Genomic DNA, 23,532 nt, shown 5'->3' on the forward strand with positions numbered 1-23,532 from the left:
TTAATATGGATAAACAACGCCAACAATATTTACAAAAATGGCTTAATAAACAACAAAATACAGTTAAAAAATGGATTTATCTTAATATTTTATTCGGTTTTATATGTGGATTACTTATTATTATACAAATGGGTATTCTTGCGCATATATTACACAACATTATAAAAATACAACAATTACCTGAGTCTTTTTATTTATTACTTATTACTCTGCTTCTATGTTTTATTGGACGTGCCATTTTGGTTTGGATCCGCCAAAAAATTGGCTTTCAAGCAGGATTACAACTTCGACAACATTTAAGAAAACAAATTATTGATAAACTTAATGCTGTTGGTCCAATGACTATTTCACAAAAACCTGCAGGAAGTTGGGCTATATTAATGCTTGAACAGGTTGAAAACCTACATAATTTTTATGCTCGCTATTTACCACAGCAAAAAATAGCAATGCTAATTCCTATTGCTATTCTTGGTGTGGTATTTTCTCTGAATTGGGCGGCTGGAATTATCCTATTTGTAACTCTCCCTTTACTTCCATTATTTATGATCCTTGCAGGAATGAAAGCCGCAGAAGTCAATCAACGTCACATTAGCATTTTATCTCTATTAAGCGGTCAATTTCTTGATAAATTAAAGGGATTAGAGACGATTCGTCTATTTGGACAAGCAGAACAACAAACTAACCAAATTTATCAAAGTACCGAAGATTTTCGTGTCAGCACAATGGATGTATTAAAAATGGCATTTCTTTCTTCTGCGGTTTTAGAATTTTTTACTGCAATCTCTATTGCTGTTACTGCGGTCTATTTTGGTTTTACCTATTTAGATCAGATCGATTTTGGTGGCTATAATACAGAAGTGAGTTTATTTATTGGTTTCTTCTGCTTAATGCTCGCCCCAGAATTTTATCAACCGCTACGTGAACTCGGGACTTATTATCACGACAAATCTACCGCTATTGGTGCAGCAGATAGTATTGAAACGTTTCTAAATACTGAAGTATCAACGCAACAATATGGTTCACAATTATTAGAAAAAGATGAATTACAAATCAGTGTTAAAGATTGTATTGTTCTTTCACCACAAGGAACCCCGTTAAGTAAACCATTGAACTTTGACATAATGCCACAACAACATATTGCGATTGTTGGACAAAGTGGTGCAGGAAAAACCTCTTTAATTAATATGTTTTTAGGTTTTTTACCCTATCAAGGTTCAGTAAAAATAAATGGAATTGAATTAAAAGAATTAGATATCACCCAATGGCGTAAAAAATTAGCTTGGGTAGGGCAAAACCCTCAACTTATCAAAGGATCTTTAAAAGAAAATATTTTACTTGGTAGCCCTAATACAACTGAAGAAGAACTTAATAACGCCCTCAGGCTCTCTAATGCTGATGAATTTGTTAATACCTTAGGGTTGGATTATCAAATCCAAGATCACAGTATTGGACTTTCTGGCGGGCAAGCACAACGTATTGCTATTGCAAGAGCTATTCTTCGCCCTGCTACATTACTATTACTTGATGAACCCACAGCTAGCCTTGATGGGAAATCAGAGCAACAGGTATTACAAGCACTGAAGACATTAAGTGAAAAACAAGCAACTTTAATGATTACTCATAGAGTAGAAGATCTCAAACAGAGCCACAATATCTTAGTAATGAAAAATGGTGAAATTGTGCAACAAGGATCATTTAATCATATAAAAAATCAAGGCTATTTTAGTCAATTGATTGACTCTCAAATTATAGATAAGGAAATACCATAATGCGTTCACTTTTCCCTTTTCTTTCTCTTTTAAAACATCACTATGGTCACCTAGCATTAGGGATCATTCTTGCTATTACGAGTTTAAGTGCCAGTATTGGTTTACTCAGTTTATCTGGTTGGTTTTTAGCAGCTTCTTCTCTTTTTGGATCCGTGCTTACTTTTAACTTTTTCTACCCTTCATCTGGAGTAAGAGGCTTAGCCATTGGGCGAACCGTTACTCGCTATTTTGAACGCCTCGTTACTCACGATGCAACCTTTAGAGTATTAGCGACATTACGAGTTGCAATTTTTAAAAAAATCATACCGCTTAGTCCAGCACAATTAAATCAATATAGAAACAGTGAGCTACTTAATTTTATGGTTGCGGATGTTGATACTCTCGACACCCTATACCTTAACCTAATTTCTCCTTTTCTCAGTGCCATTGCGGTTATTCTCTTTATGGGATTTGGGCTGTGGTTTGTTTCGCCATTAATTAGTTTCGTGGTTTGCGGTAGTTTAACGGCTCTTTTATTGATTTTTCCTACTATTTTTTATCATTTAGGAAGAAAAACAGGGAAAGATATTATTCAAACGAGAAGTCAATACCGTTCACAATTTATTGAATGGATACAGCTCCACTCAGAATTTTTACTATTTGGTGTTCAACAACAAGCCACTGAAAAATTACAACAAACTGAACAACAATGGTTACAAAATCAAAGCAAGGAACACCAACTCAGTGATTTATCCAATTCCCTGCTGATTGCTTGCAATGGTTTACTTGTTACTGTCACATTATATCTTTGTGCTACCGCAATTCAGCTTCCAAATATTGAAAACAGTGAAGCCCTTATTGCCCTCATTATCTTCTGTACCCTTGCCTCTCTTGAAATTTTAACCCCTATCGGTGTGGCTTTTTTACATTTAGGACAAGTGATTACAGCAGCAGAACGCTTAACCAATATTACGACTCAACCACCTATTGTGTTTGGAACAAAAGAATTTTTGCAAAAAATTGAGACTAAGTCACCGCTTATTCAATTTGAAAATATCTCTTTTAGCTATACGGATCAACTAGTTTTAAATAACCTTTGCTTTGAAATTAAACAAGGTGAAAAAGTTGCCATTTTAGGAAAAACAGGCAGTGGGAAAACCACCATTTTTCAATTGTTAAACCGAAACTATGCACCAACAAGCGGTCAGATCTGGTTAAATAATTGCAAAATTGAAAATTACTGTGAAAATGCACTGCGTCAAAATATGATCACCTTAAACCAAAAAGTGCATATTTTTAGTGCTTCATTACGAGATAATTTATTAATTGCAAAACCTAACGCCACCGAATTAGAACTTATCCACTCATTAACCAAAGTTGGGTTAACTCACCTACTTGAACAATCTGAAGGATTAAATTTATGGCTTGGTGAGGGGGGGCGTCCTCTATCTGGAGGAGAACAACGTCGTTTGGGATTAGCCAGAACACTGCTCCACCCTGCTCAAATTGTATTACTTGATGAGCCAACGGAAGGACTAGATCGTGAAACAGAACAACAAATTTTAGAACTTATCCTCAATGAATGTAAAAACAAAACGGTACTTATGATCACACATCGAGTAAGCCAACTCTCTCGTTTTGATCATATTTATCATCTTGAAAAAGGGATTATTTTAAAATGAGTATTTACCAATATATTCATCAATTATGGATTAAATAAGAGCAAATTAGATTTAATATAATAATCACCACAATCTTTTCTATTGAGTAATGCTCTTTATAGTGTATAGATAGTTAAACAGCAGGGCAAGAACTCACCCTTGCCCTGTACAGTAACAATACTATAATTTCGTATAATCAAAATAGTTGAACGCCTTTATAAGTTATAGTATTGTACTAAAAACACTCAAAGGATATAAAGAAATGAATATGACGATTCTTGATGATGGAGTTCAATCCTTAGATGATAAAAACAACCCGTCACATTTTAATTGGATGTACATTCTAAAAAGTAGCATTATTTTTGTCCTTTATGCCTAATCATTCCAAATTTGGTCTATTTTAGGCTTGTTTTTATAGATGAATTGGCAGTTACAAGAGTTACATTTATACTTTTGTTTACCTTTAAATTTCCCATTTTTCTTTAGATTTGTACTACTACATTTTTCACATTTTTTAAATTCATTCAAAAAAGTCACTCAAAGCCTTATTGTATAAGGTTCTAAGTGACTTTTTAGCATTATTTTTGTCCTTTATGCCCATTTTTACTAAATCCATTCAGATATTCATTAAAGTTCCCTTCTAATATACTTGATGAGTTTGTGGCAGTATCTTGAATTTTTTGAAGTGTCCATTTGCTAGTATTATAAAAAACATAACCGCTTGCATCTCTAAGGGATAAATCCATATCGGTAATATCTGTAATCCCAATTTCTTCTTGTTGAAATCTTACTTCTTCAAGCACGTCTTCTTTGGTTGCTTCAAGTAAAGCATCAAGTCGTCTTAATACCAACATCGGTAAAATAACATCACGATATTTACCTCGTACATAAATATCTCTTAAACAGTCATCGGCAATTGACCAAATAAAACTCACTAATTTATTGTGTCCAGTATGGTTCATTTTTTATTCCTTTCTTATTTTTACAACATAGGGTCAATTAGGCACAGCCTTATATTGGTCCTATCCATATTTTACTTTTAAACTTATTTTATGGGCTTATAATCAGACCCTACTATACTAACTCTCTAATTAAAATCTAACGGATCAACATCTAAAACCAATCGAATATTAGATGGTATTTCAAGCTGATTTTTATCTAAATCAAACTGATTAAGTAGCTGTTGTAACATTGCTTTTGAATGATGTTGAATTAGCAACTGCCAACGGTACTGCCCTGCTTTTTTTGCCATAGGCGCTGCCATTGGAGGAAGGAGTTGAAAGCCTTGCCATTGATGCGCAGCAATTTGTTGCTGAAAATAAGCGGTAAGATCAGTTAAAAAATTTGCAATTTTTTCATTATCTCGCCCTGTAGCTTTAAATAATACTTGAGCTGAAAATGGCGGTAAACTCATTAGTTGTCGCATTTCTAACGCTGTTTTCGTAAATTCGTCATAACCTTTTATAAGCAGTGACTTTAGTAATGGGTGTTCAGGATAATGAGTTTGTAACACCACAGTACCTTTCTTTTCAGCTCGTCCAGCTCTGCCTGCCACTTGAATATAAAGCTGTGCTAAACGTTCCTCGGCTCTAAAATCCGTGGAAAATAATGCACTATCCACATTTACAATCGCAACTAAGGTTACATTTGGAAAATGGTGTCCTTTGGCTAACATTTGTGTACCAATCAAAATTTGGCTTTTGCCCTGCTGAATATCTGATAAATGCTTATCTAATGAACCTTTTCGTGTTGTGCTATCACGATCTATTCTTGTAATATTATAATGTTCAAATCTTTGGGTTAATTCTTTTTCTAACTGTTCTGTTCCAATACCCGTTGTCACTAAATGCGTTGAACCACAATATCCACATTGTTTAGGAATAATTTTTTGAGAAGCACAATGATGACAACGCAATACACTCTGTTTCTGATGGTAAGTATAAGGCTTTTCACAAGAACGACATTCACAAATCCAACCACATTCGTGGCAAAGTAATACAGGCGCAAACCCTCGACGGTTTAAAAACAACATCACTTGATTGCCCTGCTCTAAATGAGTTTTCATCATTGATAATAATTGTTGTGAAAGCCCTGAGTAAATTTGTTGTGTTTTCAAATCAATCACACACTGTTGAGCCAGTTGAGCATCACCTGCTCGATTTTTTAATACTAACTCAGTAAATTTACCATTTTGTACATTTTGCACACTTTCTAAACTTGGTGTGGCTGAACCTAAAATAATCGGAATATCATTGTTTTTTGCACGTAGCACTGCTAAATCTCGTGCATTATAACGCCAACCATCTTGCTGCTTAAATGAACTATCGTGTTCTTCATCAATAATAATTAAACCCAAATTTTTAAATTGGCTAAAGAGTGCTGAACGAGTGCCAATCACAATTGCATTTTCACCATTTTTCGCTCTGAGCCACACATTTAAGCGTTCAGTATCATTCAAATTAGAATGCACGGTATCAATTTCTACATTGAAACGAGCTTTAAATCGAGCAATTGTTTGAGGGGTTAAACCAATTTCAGGGACTAAAACTAAAACTTGTTTTCCTTTTTCTAATACTGTTTCAATAACTTGTAAATAGACTTCGGTTTTTCCTGAACCTGTGACGCCGTTTAATAAAAAAGCCCCAAAGCCTTTTTGATACTGTAAACGTCCTACTATTAGGGCTTGCTGTTTATTCAACCTTAATTTATTACTGCTATTACATTGCTCATTATCACCTAATTTTTCCAACCACGTTTTACTTTCAAAAGAGAGTTTTTCTTTCTTAACAAAGCCTTTTTCCAACAAGGCTTTCCAAACAGACGAACTACAAGCGGTCGGTTTCTCAAAGAAATTTGCAAATTGGGTTAATTCAGTTAAAAGTTGCTGTTGCTTTTTGGCACGGTTTAAGGTGCCATTTAGCAGTGCTTTATGACCAATTTCTGTGACAGAAAATTGTTCTAATACCGCTCGTTCACAGCTTTCTCCTTGTCGTAATTTAACTGGCAATGCACTTTGCAACACTTCACCTAAAGGACTATGATAATAATCTGCTGACCATTTTAATAGTTGCCAAATTTCATCATCAAACAAAGATTGTTCATCTAACACAGATAAGATGGGTTTAAGTTTATCTTTTGGAATATCTGTGGTTTCAGGAAAACCGACCACAATCCCTATTTTTTTTTGATTTCCAAAAGGCACAACAACCCTCGCCCCTTTTACTGCTTTTATTTCGGCGGGCAAAAGGTAATCAAAATAACGATTTAACGGCACAGGTAATGCAATTTGAATTAAGTTCATTGGTCAATTTAGAATATGAAAAATAAGGAGAAGTATAACGTATTTAAGATTAAATTTGTTAATGTAATATAAGATTTTATGTTTGTATTAAGGCGTAATTTTATAAAAAGACGTTATTCATTTTTTCATAATAAAACCCCAAAAATTATGTTTAACTTTTGGGGTCTGTGCTGTTTTTTAACTAAAACAATAACTTATGATTCATACTTCTGTTCATCAAATTCAGGAAGTGGTTTATGCTCACTAGCAATAAAACTGTAAATTACAGGTAGAATGAATAGGGTAAACAATGTCCCAACACCTAACCCTGCTATAATCACAACTCCAATACTAAAACGAGCATTCGCTCCTGCACCTGATGCAAAAAGTAGTGGAATTAAACCTGCAATCATTGCTGCTGTCGTCATCAGAATAGGGCGTAAACGAATTGTAGCAGCATAAATAATTGCATTAAAGCGAGATTTATTATGATGAAGTTGCTGTTCCTTTGCTACTTCACACATTAAAATACCGTGTTTAGTAATTAAACCAACTAAGGTAACTAATCCAACTTGTGAATAAATATTTAATGTTGCCCCTTGTATTTTTGCTATACCTAAAATATTCATTACTAATAATGCACCACTAATAGCCAATGGTACAGAAACCATTATTACCATTGGATCTCGCCAAGATTCAAATTGAATAGCAAGTACAATAAAAATGATAATAATGGCTAAACCAAAGGTCATTAACATTGCATTGCCTTCTTGAACGTATTGACGTGCTTCAGAAAGGAAATCATATTGATAGCCTTGAGGCAAAGTTTGATCTAATTCTGCTTTTGCCCAGTTTACCGCATCTCCAATAGAGCCTGATACGACTCCGCCAATGGTTGCTGAATTTAGCTGATTCATTTTGTTTAATGAGGCTGGTGCTGTGGTTAATTCCATTTTAATAAAGGAACCTAAGGGCACTGCTTCACCATTACTTGCCGTAACATAGTAATTCATAAGGTCTTGTGGATTAAGACGATCTGCTCTTGGCACTTGTGAGATAATTGGGTAAGCACGTGAATCAATATCAACACGAGTAATAGTTGCTCCAGATAAGAAGCTTCCTAACGTTGTACTCACTTGTGACATTGTAATCCCATAAGCCCCCATTTTTTCACGATCAAAAGTCATTTTCATTGTGGCAGTATTAAATTTTAAATCTAACATTGCAAAAAAGAATTGTCCTGATGCTTGTGCTTTTTCTAATACTTTCAATGCTACTTGAGCTAGTTTTTGATAACTCTCTGCAGAAGTAATAACCAAAGAAAAAGGTAATCCACTCTCCCCTGTTGAAATTTCAGGGAAAGTAATCGCATTTACATTCATTTCTGGCACTACTTTTCCCAATTTTGCAATATCATTTTTGACCTCAAACATTGATCTAGAACGCTCTGCCCAATCTTTTAACATTATAATTGCCAATGAACTATTTCCTGCACCAGAGAAACCTGCAATACTCATCATTGAATCAATTTCAGGAATGGCTTTTACCTTAGTTTCAAAAGGTCTGAGTGCTTGTTGGGTATAATCTAAATTAGTATTAGAAGGACCAGAAGAAATAGATACCACAAATCCTCTATCTTCGGTAGGTGCAACTTCTGTTGAGAGTGAGCTAAATAAAAATGGTAAGCTTACAAAAATTAATGTTGCAAAAAAGACGACAAAACCACGCATTGACATTACTAAACTTAATAACCCCACATAACAAGCGGTCATTTTTTCTAAAGATTTTTCAATTAATAATTCAAAACGATTAGGTTGGTCTTTTTGTTGTAAAATATTCGCAGACATCATTGGAGAAAGCGTTAACGCTGCAATTCCTGAAATAAATACTGCACCTGCAAGGGTCAAAGCAAATTCTTTAAATAATGTTCCTGTTACTCCTTCCATTAATGCCATTGGTGAATATACTGCCCCTAATGTAATGGTCATTGCAATAACCGGTATGGCAATTTCACGCGTACCAATAATCGCTGCATCAAAAGGCGTTTTACCTTCTTTAATATGGCGTTCGACATTTTCTAGCACTACAATAGCATCATCTACCACAAGCCCAATCGCCAAAATAAGAGCTAATAAAGTAAGGAGATTAATTGAAAAACCCATCATTTGTAATACAAATAACACACCGATTAAGGAAATGGGAATAGTGATAATAGGTACGATCATTGCCCGTAATGAACCTAAGAATAAAACAATCACAATTAATACTATTACTACTGCTTCACCAATGGTTTTAATCACTTCATCAATGGAATGATTAATAGCAATAGTACCATCATAAAGAATATTTGCTTGGATTGAATCTGGTAAGTTTTGTTTTACTCTTTCAAACATTGGATAAATATTTTTAGCCACTGTTAATGAGTTGGCAGTTGCAGCGGCTTCAACTGCAATAACAACAGTTTCAGCACCATCAACCGTTGCTCTCGCTCTGTCTGACGATTTATCCAATTCAATTTTTGCTAAATCCCCTAATTTAATTTGATTTCCAGTAGGGGTTGTTACTACGGTTAGATGACTTAATTCTTCTACCGTTGGGGTAGTGGATTCCACTTTATTGTTATAAACGGTGTAATAGCCATTAATCGCTCCAGCAGCGGTTTGTACATTATTGGCACTCAATGCCCTCATTACTGCTGCACTGGAAAGATTATGAGCCGCTAATTTTTGAGGATCTAACCAAATACGTAAGCCAAAGGGAGTGGCACCAAAAATAGTGACTTTTGACACGCCATTTACAGTAAAAAATTGGGGTTTAACTACTCGTTGAAGATAATCTGTTACTTGGGTTGCATTTAATTCTTTTGATTTAAAACGAATGTACATCAAAGAGCTATTACCCGCAGACACACTAATAGAAGGGTCGTCAATACCACTTGGTAATTCTGAGCGAATGGCATTCACTTTTGAAGAAATATCAGAAAGAGCAACATTTGGATCGGTATTTAACTTCATTTTTGCAGTAATCATTGCCACATTAGGTGTACTACTTGAAGTAACATAATCAATATTATCAGCTTGAGCTACCGCTTCTTCCAATTTTGAAGTAACAAATGCCTGCATTAAACTTGCATCAGCACCTGCATAAACCACTTGTACATTAACAATAGTATTCGTCATTTCAGGATACTCTCGTACCTGTAATTTTTGAATGGACTGCAACCCTAAAATAGTAATTAATAAGCTAATACAAATGGCTAAAACAGGTCGTTTAATAAAAATATCAGTAAATTTCATTTTTGCTCCAAATTATAAATTACTAATAGTATCAGGTGCCGTTTCACCTACACCTTGTTGATCTGCAACTGTTACCAACGCATTATTACTTAAACGCTGAAAACCACCTGTTACAATTCGATCGCCTATTTTTACTCCTTTATGACTGTCTAACTGTGCAAAATTACCGTTCCGATCGAGAGTTTTTACATCAATTTGCTTCGCTCGATACATTTTATTTGCATCTAATGTTGGGTTACGCTCTTTCATTCTTTCTACCATTTCTTTATCCTTATCAGATAAGGGTTGCAACACATAAACCGTTTCACCATACATTGTATAAGTCACCGCAATTTGAGGCACAACTATTTGCTCTTTCTCACTTGGTAATTGAATATTTAAGTTTACAAACATTCCAGAAAGTAATTTCTGTTGTCCTGCTGTAATGGTTGCCTCTAGTTCAACCAACCCTGTTGCAGTATTGACTGCTGGATCAATTGCAGTAATTTTAGCTGGAAAAGGTTGATTAGCTAATACATCTGTGGTTACTACAACATCTTGTTTTAATTTTATTTTTTGTAGTTCTGTTTGTGGCAAAGTAAATTGGACTTTCATCGCACTACGATCTTCAACACGCACAATTGGTGTCCCCATTGAAATATATTGCCCTTGATTGACTTTCACAATTCCAGCAATACCATCAAAAGGGGCATAAATTTGACGACGCTTGATGCTCGCTTTCAATGCCTCAATATTTGCTACCAACTGATTATAAGTCGCTTGAATATTATCATACTCTGCTTTTGACGCACTGCCTGATTTAATCAAGGTTTGATAACGCTGATAATTTTTCTTTGCCTGTGGCAATTGGGTTTCTGCCGCACGTAAATTTGCTTTTTCTACTGTACTATCAATCTCAACCAATAACTGCCCTTTTTTAACTTGCTGACCAGATTTAACCAACACATCTTTTACCGTGCCAGACATTTGAGCACTCAACATTGCCCCTTGATTTGGGCGAATTTTACCTGTTGTTTTGATCGTTGGTATCCATTGTTGCGGTTCAAGTTTCATTGCTGTCACTAAATTTACTGTCTCAGGCATATTTTGAGCAAATTCTGCTTTTTTCATTTTGATAAATTGTTGCATTCCAACAACACCACCAAAAATAATTAAAGTGACTATCAAGACTAAAATCAGTAAAAACTTTTTACCTCGAGCTTTCTTTTTTTGTTTTATTTTCATAAATACTCCATAAAAAATAGTAATTGTTTTCATTTTACTAATTTTAAAAAAATAATAAAGAAGAATTGTTATTTTATAAACAGCATACAGAGTAACCGCAAACTTTTACCTCTTGATTTTTATTAGGTTTTAAGTACTACCTTGTTCCATCAAAGTATGATCTTATCCAAAGACTAACACAAGATCACACTTTAATTATTGCAATAAAATCAATGGGTTATTTTCTATAATACAAAAGCAGGGTTATAAAAAGATACTATAGTGGCTAATTAACAAATATTAATTTATGTATCAACCCATATTCTGAAACATCACATTCGACATCTCCATACTAGATATTTAATTTACAAATTTAACCATTAATATAGCCACTATGTTTAAATTTTATTCTTAATTTCTAAAAATCAATAGCTAAAAGTTTGCGGCGGCCTGATCCTTTATTTTTTATTTAATTATTTTTATTGAAAAAACATAGATATTTGTTAAGATTCGCCTCTTTTATATCTTCAAGGAATTTTATGAATCAACAAATTACCACTAATCCTGCTCCACTTGGTCTTTGTGGTTTTGCGTTAACCACTTGGTTACTCAGCTTAATTAATACTGGTCATTTTTCAGGCTCAAATGTTGGCTTAGTTTTAGCTATGGGATTAGCTTTTGGTGGCACAGCTCAAATGATAGCGGGTATGTTTGAGTTTGCAAAAGGTAACACTTTTGGATTTACTGCTTTTACCAGTTACGGGGCATTTTGGTGGAGCTTTGCTCTTTTTAAACTCTTTTTTACTACAGGCGTGGAAACCTCATTTATCGCTTGGTATCTCGTTGCTTGGGGAACTTTTACCTTAATGATGTTTGTCGCGACACTCACTAAACCACGAGCTTTACAAACCATTTTTGGTTTACTTACCCTTACCTTTTACCTACTTGCAATCGGTGATTTTACAACAAATCATACCATTACTCATATCGGTGGTTATTTTGGTTATTTGACTGCTCTTGCAGCATTCTATCTTGCTTCTGCGGAAGTGATCAATGAAAGTTTTGGGCGTACCCTTTTACCTATTGGTGAACCTAACAAATAATTTATAAAATAAGTAAATATTGATATATAAAGTAAAAGGTTGATCTTATAAAATCAACCTTTTTTATTTATTCCATTTGATCTTAAAACCACAAAATAATGATTTCAGTCATACAAAATACAATTTAATTGTTGCATTTTATATTCAACAATATTATAAACTAACTATTAAATAATGATGTTATGGTATTCAAATAATGAATTTTAAAAAAATAGTCCCTTTATTACTATTTTTTACAACAAACTGCTTTGCGGATATCAATATTGCCGTAGCCAGTAATTTTGTACCTACAATGAAAAAGATTGCAAAAAGTTACACAAATGTAACCGCTACAAAAATCAATATTCTTTCAGGATCAAGCGGAAAACACTACGCTCAAATTCAATATGGTGCACCAATCGATCTGTTTTTTTCTGCTGATCAAAAACGTCCAAGTGAATTATTAAAACAGCAACAAGCAATACTTACCTTTACTTATGCAATCGGTCGTTTAGTGTATTGGAAACCTCTATATAATGGTTCAAAAATAACGCTTGAAGAGGCAGTAAAGCAAAAAAGTAATCGCCTTGCATTAGCCAATCCTAAATATGCACCTTATGGAATTGCAGCGAGTGAAACACTAAAAGCCTTATCTTTATGGCAAAAAAAACAGTCTTTATATATTTTTGGTGAAAACATTGCTCAGACTTATCATTTTGTAAAATCAGGGGCAAGTGATACGGGTTTTGTTGCCTATTCTCAAATTAAACAAAATAAAAAAATTAATGAAAATAGCGTTTGGTTAGTACCACAGCAGTATCATTCTTTAATTAAACAGGATGTTGCGATTATTCACGATAATGAAGAAGTGCAACAATTTTTACGCTATTTTCACTCTAAAGAAGTGCAAAATTTAATTTTAGCCGATGGATATTCCCTCAATGATTGATGACATTTCATTTCAAGCATTATTACTGTCATTTAAACTCAGTATCACGACGACTCTGTGTTTACTTATTATCGGTACGCCTATTGCCTTTTGGTTAGCCACATCACGCAATCGCTTTAAATTTATTATTGAAGCCTTGATTGCGTTACCCCTTGTCTTACCGCCAACAGTGTTAGGCTTTTATTTATTAATTTTACTTAACCCAAATAGTTTTATCGGTTCTTTAGTTTTCCAACTGACTGGTGAAACTATTTTATTCTCTTTCTCAGGTTTGGTGATTGGTTCCATTGTATATTCCTTCCCTTATGTCACTCAACCGTTAACCAATGCCTTTGCGAGTATTAATCCCAATATTATTGAAACCGCAAAAGTACTCAATACTAAACCTTTAGATCGCTTTATCCATATTGTATTACCAATGGCAAAGCGAGGCTTTATGACAGCTTCAGTGTTGGGTTTTGCCCATACATTAGGGGAATTTGGTGTGGTGTTGATGTTAGGGGGGAATATTCCCAATAAAACACAAGTTGTTTCTATCGCCATTTACGATCACGTAGAATCCCTAAACTATATTCAAGCCCATTGGCTAGCAGGAATTTTACTGGTGATCTCTTTTGTTTTATTATTATTTATCTTTAAAATTAATCACTCATTTAACAGCGTGGTAAAACTGTAATGACCATAAAATGCGATTTCAACATTAAACGAACGGATTTTTCACTCTCTTTTAATGCAGAATTATCAGGGAATAAAATTACTATTATTAAAGGAAAATCAGGTTGTGGAAAAACCAGTTTATTACGTTTAATGGCAGGACTAGACTACTCGCCTAACAATACATTTATTGTCAATAATCAAGTATTCCAACAAAATGATATTTTCATCCCTGCTGAAAAACGCCCTATTGCCTATGTAGGACAAGAGAGTTGTTTATTGCCTTTTATAAATATAGAAAAAAATATCGCTTTTGCTCAAAAAAGACGAAGTTGTTCTGATTATGCCTTACCTAATTTAGATGAATTATTTGGCATTTTTGACCTCCATCACTGTAAACTGAAATTACCCGATCAACTCTCTTCAGGAGAAACCCAACGAGCATTGGTTATTCAATCTATAATGAGTACACCAAGCCTTTTTCTATTTGATGAAGCCTTTTCTGCCATTGATGAACAACGTAAAAAAATTATTCTAGATTACTTAATGGATTATTTAAAGCAACGTAATTTACCTGCTATCTATGTCTCTCACGATTCTGAAGAATTAAAATATATTCACTCTGATACCAGTATTCAGTTAACGATATAATGTTGCTCATTTTTATTCTTAAATTTATGTTAAACTTACCCAAACTATTTATTAAATTATACAAGAGAATTTATAAGGAAAAACATTGGATAAAACAATATTAACCCTAGAACCTCAAGATAATACTCGTTTGCAATCCCTTTGTGGTGCGTTTGATGATCATTTAAATTTAATTGAAGACAGTTTTAATGTGATTATTCGTCGTAATGGCTTTGAATTTGTGATTGAACCTGACGATGAAGATCCTGTAGCAGATTTTGTGTTACAAAATACCGCAAAATTATTGCAAAAGCTTTATAACGAAACGGCACCAATTAAGGGTAAAGTCAAATTATTGGATCTAGAAGATGTGCATTTGATGATCCAAGAAAGTCGAATGCTGCTGCAAAATTCTCCTGATAAAAAACACGATAAAAAAAGTAGTATTGGCAATATTGCGATAAAAACCAAGCGTGGTGTAATTAAGCCTCGTGGAGAACATCAACAACGCTATTTACATAATATCTTAACCCACGATATTAGCTTTGGAATTGGTCCTGCGGGAACAGGAAAAACTTTTTTAGCTGTAGCAGCAGCGGTGGAATCTTTAGAACGCCAAGAAGTTCGTCGTATTTTATTAACTCGTCCCGCTGTGGAAGCTGGAGAAAAATTAGGTTTTTTACCTGGTGACTTGGGGCAAAAAATTGAGCCTTATTTACGTCCTCTTTATGATGCATTATTTGAAATGTTAGGTTTTGAAAAAGCCCAAAAATTTATGGAGCGAAATATCATTGAAATTGCCCCTCTGGCTTATATGCGAGGGCGTACCTTAAATGATGCCTTTATTATTCTTGATGAAAGCCAAAACACCACTATTGAACAAATGAAAATGTTCTTAACTCGAATTGGTTTTAACTCAAAAGCAGTGATTACTGGTGATGTAACGCAAATCGATTTACCTCGCTCTCAAAAATCTGGCTTAAAGCACGCTCAAGAAGTATTAAGTAATGTGCCTGATTTAAGTTTTAATTTCTTTGATAGTCACGATGTAGTGCGTCACCCTGTTGTTGCAAAAGTCGTGCGGGCTTATGAAGAATGGGAAGCCGAAGATGAAAGACGTAAAGCGGAATATAAAGCTCAAAGACACACAGAACAACAAAGAGAAAAACTAGTTGTTGAACAAGAGAAGCTGATCGCAGAGCAAGAAAAATTAATGAAAGAGGCGAATTTAATTCAAAACTAAATAATTAAAATGGCTGACAAATCTCAATCATCGATAAGAAAAATCATTCATATTGATATGGATTGTTTTTATGCGTCTGTTGAAATGCGAGAAAATCCATCATTGGTGGGTAACCCTGTGGCGGTGGGGGGAAGTCCAGATAAACGAGGGGTGTTGGCAACCTGTAATTATGAAGCGAGAAAATTTGGTTTGCACAGTGCAATGTCAAGCCAACAGGCTCTTAAAAAATGTCCAAACTTAATTTTAATTTCAGGAAATATGGAATTATATAAATCTGTATCACAACAAATTCATCATATTTTCCAACGTTATACCTCCATTATTGAACCCCTTTCCCTTGATGAAGCCTTTCTTGATGTGACGGATTGTGATCAATATTTTAATTCTGCAACTTGGATCGCAGAAGCAATTCGTAACAGTATTTGGGAAGAGTTACATTTAACCGCTTCGGCAGGTGTCGCACCATTAAAATTTTTAGCAAAAATTGCCTCAGATTTAAATAAACCCAATGGGCAGTTTGTTATTCCGCCTGAAGAGGTTACCGATTTTATTCATCAATTAGATTTGAAAAAAATACCAGGGGTAGGGAAAGTGACCTATCAGAAATTATTAGATTTAGGTTTTAAAACTTGTGCGGATATTAAGCGGTCAGATCAACAAACAATTTTGCAAAATTTTGGTAAGTTTGGGCATCGTTTATGGGATTTTAGTCACGCTATTGATAATCGAAAAATTGAAGTGAACCGTGTTCGTAAATCGATTGGCGTTGAAAATACATTGATTACAGATATTGATGATATTCAATCGGCTGAAATAATGTTAAATGAATTATTTGAAAAACTGCAATTTAGAATTGAACGTAATTTTGGAAATAAGCCTTTAACCGATTTTAAAAAATTAGGAATAAAATTAAAATTTGATGATTTTACGCAAACAACCTTAGAGAAAACCACTGAAGGAGTAACAAAAGACTATTTTTTTGAATTATTACATCAAATTTGGAAAAGGCGAGGGAAACAAAAAATTCGCCTTATTGGTATTAATGTTCAGGTTCCTGAACAAAAAGAAACGAAACAATTAGATTTATGGAATTAAACGAGGAGAAGAGCAATGCCAGTGATAAAGGTCACAATGACCAGTGAAGAGGGTGGTGCAACCAAACAGCAAAAAGAAGCGTTAGCTAAAGGTTTTACAGAAGTTTTTGCTAAAGTATTTAATGGGCGAGGTGCTGAAAGTTGTGTGGTGATTATTGACGAAGTTGCAACGGATAATTATGCGATTGGGGGCAAAACGGTTACTCATATTAGGAATAGCAATAAAGATTAACTGATTTGAATAAAAGTTAACAAATTTAATCTCTCACGTAGATACAAGAGACAAGGTATGTCTTGCCTCTACAATATACTTATATATCAATGAGTTATGTAAAAACCTTAAATAAAATAATAGCGGGTATATTAATTAAACAATTTACAATTATTTTTTATGGTGTTTTTGAATATATACAATTTTTACTTTACAATGCTTATTCTTATTTAAAAAATAATTATCAATATCTTAAAGGTAAAATAAAGTATGAAAAAAATTAACATATTAGCAAAATTATTTGCAGTGTCTACGTCACTTTTAAGTTGTCTAACAGCATCCGCTGATGAAACTTCTGGAAAAGTCTATTTCAATGGTGATATCATTACAATGGAAACGCAAAAACCTCAGTATGCAGAAGCACTTGTTGTTAATGGTAGTAAAATTGCTTTTGTTGGTAAATTAAAAGAAGCTGAGAAGAAATTTAAAAATATAATTAAAGTAGATCTAGAAGGAAAAACGTTGTTACCAGGGTTTATTGACCCACATAGTCATTTTGCAAATCTTTCAAATGCAATGGGGCAAGTAAATTTAAGTCCACCACCTGTTGGTGAGACAACAACCATTACACAGATATTGGAAAAAATCAAAAAGTATAAGGAAGATAATAAAATCCCTGATGGCGAATGGATTTTTGCTACTGGGTATGACGATAGTCAGTTAAGCGAAAAGCGTCATCCAACTCGTAAAGAAATAGATAGTGTATTACCGAATAATCCTGTTTATTTAGATCATACGAGTGGTCATATGGGGGTTGCGAATAGTAAGGCATTAAAACTAATGAAAATTGATGCTAATACAAAAGATCCTGCAGGAGGAAATATCGGGCGATATCCAGATAGTAATGAACCAAATGGATTAATGCAAGAGACCGCTATGTATCCTTTTGTTGGGAATATGTTGCAAATTTTAAGTGGTAAAGCATCAGATTATTTTATATCTACGCAAGATTTTTATGCTAAAAATGGTTTTACTACTGCACAAGACGGTATGGCTGATAGAAATAAAATTAAATTTTATCAAGAAAAAGCTAAAAATAATGCATTAAAAATTGATATCAATGTTTTAGCAGGTGCCCCTGATTTAGACAAAAATCTCAATGACAAATCAATGATATTTAAAACTTATAATAATCATTTTAAGTTGCAAGGTACAAAAGTGATTGGTGATGGCTCTCCACAAGGTAAAACGGCGTTTTTTACAAAACCATACTTAACAAAGGTTGATGGTTGTGAAAAAGACTGCAAAGGTTTACCTAGTGTCACTCAAGAAAAATTAAATAAAATATTTGTGACCGCTTATGAAAAAGATAATCAGCTATTTGTTCATAGTAATGGGGACGCTTCAATAGATATGATTATTAAAGCCCACGAGAATGCTTGTAAACAATTGAAACTGCCATTAGATAAAGATCGTAGAACCATAGTTATTCACTCTCAATTTGTTAGACCAGATCAACTTAAAACTTTTGTAAAATATAAAATAGCACCATCATTCTTTACAAATCATGCTTTCTTTTGGGGTGATGTCCATTTGGAAAACTTAGGAAAAGAGAGAGCAGCATTTTTAAGCCCGATAGTAACTGCTGATAAATTAGGATTAAAATATACCAACCACTCTGATGCAACGGTTACCCCTTTAAATCCATTAATGGGAATTTGGTCTGCAGTAAATAGAGAAACACGCTCAGGTGTGATTGTTGGTGAATCTGAAAGAGCAACGCCTTACCAAGCTTTAAAAGCGATCACAATTAATGCGGCTTATGAACATTTTGATGAAAAAATCAAAGGATCACTAAAAGTGGGTAAACTTGCTGATTTAGTTATTTTGGACAAAAATCCTATTAAGGAAGAGCCTAAAAAAATTAAAGAAATTAAAGTTGTAGAAACTATTAAAGAAGGAAAAACTATATTTAAAACAACGTCTTTCTAATCGTGAGCAGTAATGAACATACTTAATACAATATAAGGACAACTATATGAATATAAATAAATTATTTGATTTAAAAGGGAAAATAGCAATCGTTACTGGTGGAGCAAATGGAATTGGTAAGGCAACTGCCTTAATGTTAGCAAAACACGGTGCAAATATCGTAATTGGTGACTTTAATTTAGAAGAAGCTCAAAAGACAGCAAAAGAAGTAGAAAAAGAAGGGGTAAAGGCAATTGCGATTCACTGTAATGTTTTAGAAGATAAAGACTTAGTTAATTTAGTTGAAACCACTGTAAAAGAGTTTGGTAGTATTCACATTCTTATTAATAATGCTGGTGGTGGCGGTGGTGGACGTGAAAATCCATTTAAGATTTCTGTTGATGATATAAAAAGAGATTTTGAACTGAATGTTTTTAGTGGCTGGAGACTTTGTCAGTTAACAGTGCCATATATGAAAAAAGCGGGCTACGGCTCGATAGTATTTACAACATCGATGGCTAGCATTAATAAAAGTCCTAATATGAGTGGATATGCGGGTTCTAAAGCTGCGGTAAATCATACAGTAGCAAATTTGGCACATGACTTTGGACCTGTTCGAATTAATGCTGTAGGACCAGGAGCCACTAGAACAGCAGCTTTAGAAAGTGTATTAACCCCTGAAATTGAAAAAACAATGCTTAAACATACACCTATAAAAAGGCTAGGAACAGCAAATGATATTGCAGGAGCAATATTATATTTTGTTTCCCCTATTTCAGAGTGGGTTAGTGGACAAACCATTTTTGTAAATGGTGGTGGTGAACAGACCTTAGAATAGAGTATTGAAATCAGCTCTCGTGATTTATGAAAAATTAGAAAAACCTTTAAAACCAACCCAACGTTATTTTTAATAAACGACATAATGGGTTGGTTTTTGATTAAAAATAGAAAGTAAGTAGTGGTATGATTTTAGAGCATAAAGTATATTAAAACTCTAAGCCAATTTCTGCCTGAAATGATGTTTTAGAGAAGTTGTCTTTACGTCCAATATCACGACTAACTCCAACATTGGCATACCAATTGTTATTGGTTGGTTTAAAGCGTAATCCAGCCACCATATTTATCCAGCTTGTATCTAAAGGGATAAGGGTTTTAAATGTGCTACCATTTAAAGTTGCATTAATTGTTGTTGTGTCACTATGCCATTCTCTTATCCAACGTGTTGTAAGATAAGGTTGCCAATTGGTGGCTTGATAACGTAAATCAAAGCCAACACCTGTTTTTAAACTATGATCAACATTTGGTGTAAATTGCATTTGAGTAATACCTTTATTACGCTCACTAAGTGCTTTAATTTCTGTTTTTGTTTTATGAATATCGGCAATCAAAGAGAAGTTTACTGCTTTAATTTTCCACTCATAACCACCAAAAAGAGAGACCCCTAAACTATTAGCATTGGTACTGGCAGATTGTTTATGCACAGATTCTCCAATATACGCGGTACGTTGAGTATTTAATTTTGTAAGATTAAGTTGCAAGCTTGAACCTAAATACCAGCGATCAGCATCATAGCGAAGGGCGGTACTCAATACACGATTTCGAGTATCAATATTAACTAAACCACTTTGCAGGTTTTGTTTTTGAGTATGTGCTAAAACACTCAATTGCCAGTTTGGGTCAAATTGTATTTTTGCACCAAGATGTAGGCTATTACCACCTTTTTGATTTTGATAGGCGACGACAGGACTTACTGTATTTGCGGTTTGTCTATGTTGGCGATTAAGATTACTTTGAGTACGAGTAAAGTCAAAGGCTAACTCATTTTGTTGTTGTAGCATTGGGGTTAAAACAGCCATATCTTTAGGTGTTTGTAACACATTTAGAATATAGTCTGCCATTGCTTTATGGGTTTTTGGACCAGGGTGAAAGTCATCAGCAAAGAGACGCTTGTCCGCCACATTTTTATCTGTAGGGTTACAAACAGGTTGAAAACGATCGGCAGTGCTTCCTTTACAAGCAACAGCAATGGTATTATTTATACCATATTCATTTGGACGACTTAGTATATCATTCATCAAAGCATCGGCATCAACTCGTACGATATTACCACCCACTTGATTGAGTGCTGCTGTGATTTGTTGATTGAGTATTGTAGTCGTTAATTTTGCGGCTGTAACAGTCTCTTTATATGCCTGATTTAATGCTTGTTCAATATCTTTAGAACGGATACCAAAATTACTTGCGACAGTTTTAAACACTTGCTGACGATATGTTTCTAAATCTTCAAGGTTTTGAGTAGGTTGAACAGATAATTTTTCTACTACATTGTTAAAAATAGTCATAAAATCATTGGTTGATATCGCTCCTTGGGATTTTTTTGATATTTGATTACCTGCCATTTTTCCAATTTGATTGAAAAACAAAGGTGAATAAATGACATTCGGTACTGTAGGTATGATAATTTTTTTAACACCTGCCTGTTTTAGTTTCCCCCATTGCTCTGCCATTGTTTGTGACATTTCTTGGATACTTTGAAATAAGTAGGTCTTCTTTTCTTCCTCTGTCTTTTTTGTTGCTGCGGTGGCTAAAACCATGGCCATATCATTACCACCAGCCCAAAGGATATGAAGTGAGTCTTTTTTTATAGGGGTTTTTAGATAATCATTAATTTGATTTGCTATCGCTAAATTAGGTTGGATAACAATACTAAAACTATTTTTACCAACAATCACGCCACTACTATAAGCATAATTTGACCCACCTTTTGTTGAAGCGACTAGTTTTCCACCGAGTGCTTGTGTAAAGTATTCATTGTAAAGTAAATGATAGTTACCCTCCCCTTTTAGATAAGAGGCTTTATTATTCCAATTCTTTTGCCCTGTATCACTCAAACTGTCTCCAAATACGACAACATCTTGAGCAAAAGAGAGAGAACTAGATAAACATAATAGTGATAGTATAGATTTCTTTATTTTCATAAGAATTTTCTGTAAGTTATTAAAAACTAAAATATTCTATATCACTAAAGTATGGTAATCTCTTTTTTTATTATTTTTACAATGTGGTCGGAGTACTAAAAATAATTAAATATTTATTCAAAATCAAGATAAACTCTCCACATAATCCTGATACCCAAACTGTTTAACTAATTTAACCGTTCCATCAAGTTCTTTAATGGCAATAGAGGGCATATTCACACCATTAAACCAATTTTTCTTAACCATTGAATACCCTGCTGTATCACAAAATGAAATACGATCACCAATTTGTAATGGTTTTTCAAATTTATATTCACCAAAAATATCTCCTGCTAAACAGGATTTTCCACAAACAAGATATTGATAATCCCCTTGACCATAAAACTCATCTTCGGTTAAACGTGCTTCTGAGCGATAAATCAATAAATCTAATAAATGTGCCTCAATAGAACTATCCACAATCACATAATCTTTTTCATTATTACCCACATCTAAAATGGTGGTTTCAAAGCTACAGCTCAAAGTAATAGAGGCTTCACCCGGTTCTAAATAAACCTGAACCTCAAATTTTTCAGAAAATTGCTTTAAACGATCTGCAAATTGGTCGATGGGATAATCTTTTCCTGTAAAATGAATACCACCACCTAAACTGACCCAATCCACTTGATGTAATAATTCACCAAAATGGTTTTCAATATGAGTTAACATTTCATCAAATTTTTCAAAACTTGGATTTTCACAGTTATTATGAAACATAAAACCATTAATAAGCGGTAAGATTTCTTTGATTTTTTGCAAATCCCACTCCCCCAAACGACTATAAGGACGAGCGGGATCCGCCAGTAAAAAACTTGAAGTACTAACACGAGGATTTACCCGTAAACCTCGTTGAATATTTTTAGCGTGATCTTTATAACGTTTTAATTGATTAATTGAATTAAAAATAATCTTATCAGCATTCTCAACAACTTCATCAATTTCATCTGGTGAATAAGCAACACTATAAGCGTGGGTTTCACCGCCAAATTTCTCTTTACCTAATTTCACTTCATAAAGTGATGACGAAGTTGTCCCTGCCATATATTGCGACATAAAATCAAACACTGACCACGTTGCAAAACATTTCAATGCTAATAAGGCTTTTGCCCCTGATTTTTGTTGCACATAGGCAATTTTTTCCATATTGCGTAGTAATTTTGATTTATCAATTAAATAGTAAGGGGTTTGTAATTGTGTCATTCTTTTTCCTTAATAATATATACGTTCATAAAAATTAAATAGATTAATTATTTTCTACTTATAATAATGTTAGATGATAGCTTACCCTAAAGCTCTTGCAAAACTAATAAAAAAATTTGCAAATTTTGAACTACCTCCAAAATGCCTGCCCTCCGACTGGCTAAGCTCAAACATCATCACTAACTGATTTAACGTTTTACTAAAAATCACTCTGTAACAATGCTTGTTCATAATGTGTTCCTTTCTATGTGTATCAAGGCGTTTACTATTACACCATAAAAATAGACAAATAA

General features: G+C 33.9%; 18 protein-coding genes and 1 pseudogene. 11 read left to right on the forward strand and 8 right to left on the reverse strand.

What is annotated here, in order from left to right; genetic code table 11:
• Window positions 1-5 precede the first annotated feature (5 nt).
• The gene (gene cydD / locus KGI96_RS05485) at window positions 6-1,769 is read left to right on the forward strand and encodes a heme ABC transporter permease/ATP-binding protein CydD (RefSeq protein ID WP_211597131.1); all 1,764 of its coding nucleotides are present in this window, start codon (window positions 6-8) and stop codon (window positions 1,767-1,769) included.
• Entirely contained in the window at window positions 1,769-3,430 is a 1,662-nt protein-coding gene (gene cydC / locus KGI96_RS05490; RefSeq protein WP_211597130.1) for a heme ABC transporter ATP-binding protein/permease CydC, read from the forward strand. Before cydD ends, cydC begins: the two co-directional genes overlap by 1 nt.
• 354 nt (window positions 3,431-3,784) lie before the next feature.
• Here the strand turns inward: cydC and KGI96_RS11320 are convergent, their stop codons facing one another.
• The 5 genes and pseudogenes from KGI96_RS11320 to KGI96_RS05510 form a co-directional block, all read right to left on the reverse strand.
• Window positions 3,785-3,946, reverse strand: a complete 162-nt coding sequence (locus KGI96_RS11320) for an IS1/IS1595 family N-terminal zinc-binding domain-containing protein (RefSeq protein WP_420797736.1) — start codon at window positions 3,944-3,946, stop codon at window positions 3,785-3,787.
• A gap of 53 nt (window positions 3,947-3,999) precedes the next feature.
• A pseudogene (locus KGI96_RS05495) lies at window positions 4,000-4,371 on the reverse strand (type I restriction-modification system subunit M N-terminal domain-containing protein); the annotation flags it as partial.
• 125 nt (window positions 4,372-4,496) lie between these two features.
• Window positions 4,497-6,710 (reverse strand): primosomal protein N', encoded by a 2,214-nt coding sequence (gene priA / locus KGI96_RS05500; RefSeq protein WP_211597128.1) that lies wholly within the window; start codon window positions 6,708-6,710, stop codon window positions 4,497-4,499.
• Window positions 6,711-6,904: 194 nt separating this feature from the next.
• Window positions 6,905-9,985 (reverse strand): efflux RND transporter permease subunit, encoded by a 3,081-nt coding sequence (locus KGI96_RS05505; protein WP_211597127.1) that lies wholly within the window; start codon window positions 9,983-9,985, stop codon window positions 6,905-6,907.
• A gap of 12 nt (window positions 9,986-9,997) precedes the next feature.
• Entirely contained in the window at window positions 9,998-11,209 is a 1,212-nt protein-coding gene (locus KGI96_RS05510; RefSeq protein ID WP_211597126.1) for an efflux RND transporter periplasmic adaptor subunit, read from the reverse strand.
• 518 nt (window positions 11,210-11,727) lie between these two features.
• Between KGI96_RS05510 and KGI96_RS05515 the strand changes: the two genes are divergently transcribed.
• From KGI96_RS05515 to KGI96_RS05555, 9 genes are all read left to right on the forward strand, one after another.
• Window positions 11,728-12,291, forward strand: coding sequence for an acetate uptake transporter (locus KGI96_RS05515; protein ID WP_211597125.1), 564 nt, complete (start codon window positions 11,728-11,730; stop codon window positions 12,289-12,291).
• Window positions 12,292-12,487: 196 nt separating this feature from the next.
• Window positions 12,488-13,219 (forward strand): molybdate ABC transporter substrate-binding protein, encoded by a 732-nt coding sequence (modA, locus tag KGI96_RS05520; RefSeq protein WP_211597124.1) that lies wholly within the window; start codon window positions 12,488-12,490, stop codon window positions 13,217-13,219.
• On the forward strand, window positions 13,212-13,895 hold the full coding sequence (gene modB / locus KGI96_RS05525; protein ID WP_211597123.1) for a molybdate ABC transporter permease subunit: 684 nt from the start codon (window positions 13,212-13,214) through the stop codon (window positions 13,893-13,895). Before modA ends, modB begins: the two co-directional genes overlap by 8 nt.
• A complete protein-coding gene (locus KGI96_RS05530) occupies window positions 13,895-14,524 on the forward strand; it encodes an ATP-binding cassette domain-containing protein (protein ID WP_211597122.1) in 630 nt (209 codons plus the stop codon). Before modB ends, KGI96_RS05530 begins: the two co-directional genes overlap by 1 nt.
• Window positions 14,525-14,609: 85 nt before the next feature.
• Window positions 14,610-15,746 (forward strand): PhoH family protein, encoded by a 1,137-nt coding sequence (locus KGI96_RS05535; RefSeq protein ID WP_211597121.1) that lies wholly within the window; start codon window positions 14,610-14,612, stop codon window positions 15,744-15,746.
• A gap of 9 nt (window positions 15,747-15,755) precedes the next feature.
• Window positions 15,756-16,841 (forward strand): DNA polymerase IV, encoded by a 1,086-nt coding sequence (dinB, locus tag KGI96_RS05540; RefSeq protein WP_211597120.1) that lies wholly within the window; start codon window positions 15,756-15,758, stop codon window positions 16,839-16,841.
• A 15-nt stretch (window positions 16,842-16,856) separates the two neighbouring features.
• The gene (locus KGI96_RS05545) at window positions 16,857-17,072 is read left to right on the forward strand and encodes a tautomerase family protein (protein ID WP_211597119.1); all 216 of its coding nucleotides are present in this window, start codon (window positions 16,857-16,859) and stop codon (window positions 17,070-17,072) included.
• Window positions 17,073-17,321: 249 nt separating this feature from the next.
• Complete coding sequence (locus tag KGI96_RS05550) at window positions 17,322-19,043, forward strand: amidohydrolase (protein WP_211597118.1); 1,722 nt, start codon at window positions 17,322-17,324, stop codon at window positions 19,041-19,043.
• A gap of 46 nt (window positions 19,044-19,089) precedes the next feature.
• A complete protein-coding gene (locus KGI96_RS05555; protein WP_211597117.1) occupies window positions 19,090-19,860 on the forward strand; it encodes a glucose 1-dehydrogenase in 771 nt (256 codons plus the stop codon).
• Window positions 19,861-20,008: 148 nt separating this feature from the next.
• Here the strand turns inward: KGI96_RS05555 and KGI96_RS05560 are convergent, their stop codons facing one another.
• From KGI96_RS05560 to KGI96_RS11250, 3 genes are all read right to left on the reverse strand, one after another.
• Window positions 20,009-22,000 (reverse strand): autotransporter domain-containing protein, encoded by a 1,992-nt coding sequence (locus tag KGI96_RS05560; protein WP_211597116.1) that lies wholly within the window; start codon window positions 21,998-22,000, stop codon window positions 20,009-20,011.
• Between the two features lie 123 nt (window positions 22,001-22,123).
• On the reverse strand, window positions 22,124-23,239 hold the full coding sequence (gene nspC / locus KGI96_RS05565; protein WP_211597115.1) for a carboxynorspermidine decarboxylase: 1,116 nt from the start codon (window positions 23,237-23,239) through the stop codon (window positions 22,124-22,126).
• 81 nt (window positions 23,240-23,320) lie between these two features.
• Window positions 23,321-23,470: an ESPR-type extended signal peptide-containing protein gene (locus KGI96_RS11250; protein ID WP_211597114.1), complete on the reverse strand. Its 150-nt coding sequence runs from the start codon at window positions 23,468-23,470 to the stop codon at window positions 23,321-23,323.
• Window positions 23,471-23,532: the final 62 nt, after the last annotated feature.

Origin of the sequence: Phocoenobacter atlanticus subsp. cyclopteri (assembly GCF_018343795.1) — a bacterium.
Taxonomy (GTDB): Bacteria; Pseudomonadota; Gammaproteobacteria; order Enterobacterales; family Pasteurellaceae; genus Phocoenobacter; species Phocoenobacter atlanticus.